The 3,535-nt window shown below is 58.8% G+C and carries 2 protein-coding genes; both read right to left on the bottom strand.

Annotation, left to right across the window (positions count from 1 at the left end; translation table 11 throughout):
• Positions 1 to 151 precede the first annotated feature (151 nt).
• Positions 152 to 1,165 carry an SCO family protein gene (locus AC1DRJ_RS21940; protein WP_477803989.1) on the bottom strand — a complete coding sequence of 338 codons (1,014 nt, stop codon included), beginning with the start codon at positions 1,163 to 1,165 and terminating at the stop codon, positions 152 to 154.
• Between the two features lie 32 nt (positions 1,166 to 1,197).
• A partial coding sequence (locus AC1DRJ_RS21935; protein WP_477803988.1) for a multicopper oxidase domain-containing protein occupies positions 1,198 to 3,535 on the bottom strand: 2,338 nt, incomplete at its 5' end.

Raw genomic sequence — 3,535 nt, 5'->3', positions numbered from 1 at the left:
GTCGGCGTGGCCGGCGCCGATTCTTTTTGTTTTTCGAGTGTCGGCATAGGGTTGTCCTGAATGCTCGCATCAAGCCTGTTCAGCCATGTCACGGATCAGTGTAGGTGGCATTGAACGTGCCTGTCTCTGACCCAATGATATTATTTGGCCGCTATTGCGCCTGCGCCGCTTTCAATGGTTGCTGGCGATCGGTTTCTTCCTGCAAAAACTCCATAATCGATTGCGCAGACTTCTCATCCAGACGCAGGTTGGGCATCGAGATTTTGTCGTAACGTTCATACAGCTCCATGGCAATCGGGTCTTTCTCCTTCAACATGAGGTCCGGCTCGCGAATCCAGCGGCTGAGCCAAGCCGGGTCACGTTGCCGGGTCACACCGATAAGGTCAGGGCCGATGCTGCGCATGCCGATGCCCTGCCCGTCCATCGGGCCCAGGCTGTGGCACGACGCGCAGCGGGTGCGGAACAGTTCTTCGCCATTGCTCGGCGGGCGAATTTCCGGAGCGTTGGCGTAGCTTTCTCCCGTGCTGGCTTTTTTCCAGTTCTGCAAAGTGTTGGCCAACTGATCAGCGAGAATCCACGGGTTCTCGAACGGCGAGGCTTTCATCCAGCGACCGGTGCTCTGATTGCCGACGATCAGGCTCAGGTTGTGGTCCTTGCTGCGTCCGTTGTCGACGCCTTCAATGAACAGCCCGAGTTTCTTGCGCAGGTCAGTGACGTCGGCAAATTCCCCAGTGAGGAATTTCCAGCCCGGCCCGACCTGGAACCGTTGTGCATAGGCCTTGAGCACTTCGGGTGTGTCGCTCAAGGGGTCGATGCTGATGGAGTAGAAAAAGATGTCCTGGCCAACCCGGTCCCCGAGCAGCTTTTGCACCTGACGCAGGCGCGCGGTTTCCAGTGGGCAGGAGTCGCTGCACGTGGTGAAGATGAAGTTGATCACCACCACTTTGTCTTTGATCAGGTCATCAAAAAAATGCACCTGCTGACCGTCCTGGTCGGTCAGCAGGGTATTAGGGAAATAATCGCCACCCCAAGGTGTCGCCGCCTCCTGCGTCGGCGACAGCACACCTTCATGGGCCAGCAGCACCTGACTGGCCAGCAGACAGCTGACCAGTACCAATATCAAGTGCATGCCCAAGGCTCGGGAGCGCGGTGTTTTCATGCTCATGTTCATGTTCATGTCGGCTCCCTTGCGGCGTTTTATTGGACTGGTACTTTAGGGCCAACGCCGTCACCGGTTTTGTAGGTTGGCAATGCGGCGGAGCTGACGTAGCGCACACCATCCCAGCTTGGCAGCGGTGTTGGCATCAACTGGAATTGCCCCGGTTTCTCAATGTCCCAACGCAGCAGCATCGAGTTGTCCTCATGCTGCGTGTTGTGACAGTGCTCCATGTAGGTCCCGGCGAATTCGCGGAAGTTGATGGCCATCTCGACGCTGTCCAGGCCATCTTTTTCCGAGCCGATGCGGTACACGTCCTTGCGTGCCCATTTTTCCCATTCCGGTGGTGCCTTGCCGCCGCGACTAAGGATGATCCCCTCCTCGAAGTGTACATGCACCGGGTGACTCCAGCCTGTGCCGCCGGCCTTAATGTTCCACACTTCCAGGGTGCCGAAACCGGCGGCCCCTGCATCGGTAGGGCCGTTGGCCAGTTGGGTCGCGGCGTTCAAACGACGTGGGTCCATGTGGAAGCCGAAGCCGCCATCGGTCTTGACTGTCCACGGCGCTTCATCGGTGCCGTCGGAACGGCCGAAGGTGAAGGTCCGGTGACGTGCCTGAGCCAGTATCGCCTTGTCGGCCGCATTGTCGCGATGGATCTTCAGCGGGATCATCACCAGGCCTTCGGCTTTACCCGGTTTGGCCGGTTCGTACGCTGCAGGGTCCATAGCCAAGTCCTGTCCGGTGTAGGGCTTGACGTTGAGTTGCAACACCTTGCCCACCGCCGGATCACCCTTGTCCCACATTGGTCCTTTGCTGGTTTGCTTGATCACTGCCTTGTAATTTTCGGAGAGCACGTTCGCCAGCGTCTCCGGCTCCTTCGGGCCTTTACCATCATCATGCACCAGCAAGTTGACGAAAAAGATCTTGTCCCCCGGCTTGATGCCGTTTTTCGCAAAGTTGACGATGATGTCGAATCGCTCGGCAATGCCCTGTGTCGGCAGGATGGCGTTGTGGTTCTGTTTGTCGCCATCGGCGTCCAGGTCCATGGTGCCGTCGAATGGCACGCTGTGCTCCATGATGTTGCCGTCGTTGGCAATCATGTGGAACGGCACGCGGGCATAGGACACACCCGAGCCTTTAGGCCCCTGAAACTCGCCACTGGTGCCTTTGACTTCACGGACAACGGCGAACTTGAAGTAGCGCGACACCGAACCGTTGAGCATGCGGAACCGGTAGCTGCGAGCGCGTACATCCAGGGTCGGTTTCCACTGCCAGTTGACCAGCACCTGATCACCGAGGAAGCCGTCGGTGTTGAACGGGTTGAACCACAACTGACCGTTCTGATCCCACGCCTTGTCGCCGAACACCAGGTTGACGTCGTAGTCACGGTTACCCCACGGCAAGGCGCTGCCGCTAGGGAAACGCAGGTTGACGCCGTCGTTCACCGATTCGTTGCCACGGTCCAGAGCGCTGTAGTAGTTCATCATCGCCGCGTTGCCCTTGTAGACGTTTTGCGCGGTGAAATCGAGCATGTGGTCGTGGAACCAGTGGGTACTCATGGTTTCGCGATAGTCGCCACGGATCTTGATCGTTCCGTTCTCGCAGGTCTTGCGGCTCGGGTTGACGTCGTTGGTCCACAGGGTTTCGCCCGGGGAGCAAGGGAACGCCGCGCGTGGATCATGAGCGTCAGTGTTGATGGTGTCGTAACCGGCCAGCTGGATCGGCCAGCGATAGTCGTAATACTGCCCCGGGAAGAAAAACGCGTTGGCATAACCATCGCTTTCCGCCGGTGCGTGACCGTTGTGTTCGTGGGTACTGATGGTGTGCAAGCCAAAACCCATGTTCGCCGACGGGTCGATCGGCAAGCCGTTGTAGTGGCGCATTAATACTGGTTGGCCATAACGCACCATCAGCAATTTCGGCGGAAGAGTGCCGTCGAAGGTCCAGACCGAGTTGTGATTCTGCACCGGCATGCTCGGGTGGAAACGCGGACCTACACCTTTGGAGGTGCCATCCGTTGCCGGCACGCCAGCGACGTTGTGGTAGAGGCCGCCAGGGCCGAACTCGCCCACGCTGTAGTGGTGCATTTGAAGGCTGTCACGCCAACCGCTATTGAGCCTCGCCCCGGTTTGCACGGTTTTGTAGGCCTGTTGCGGGTAAAACTCGTTCCAGCGCTGATGCGACCAGCCCTTTCCTGGCGGACGACCTTCAGCCGACGAGCCGATATGGCGGTTGAGGAACACTTCGATCTGCGCCTGCCATGGGTTGCGGTCCACCACGTTGGAGAACTGGCTGGGGAACGGCGTCAGCCCCGGTTGACGCATGAAGGCATCGAGTGCCTCGCTCGGTGGCGCACTGCGGGCCGCACTGGTCGGGTCC

The organism is Pseudomonas sp. P5_B2 (assembly GCF_056400445.1).
This window is presented reverse-complemented; position numbering and strand designations above follow the sequence as displayed.

What these genes read in the sequence shown, in the direction of transcription:
- AC1DRJ_RS21940 (WP_477803989.1), bottom strand. Translation starts at nt 1,165, where the DNA reads ATGAGCATGAAAACACCGCGCTCCCGAGCCTTGGGCATGCACTTGATA.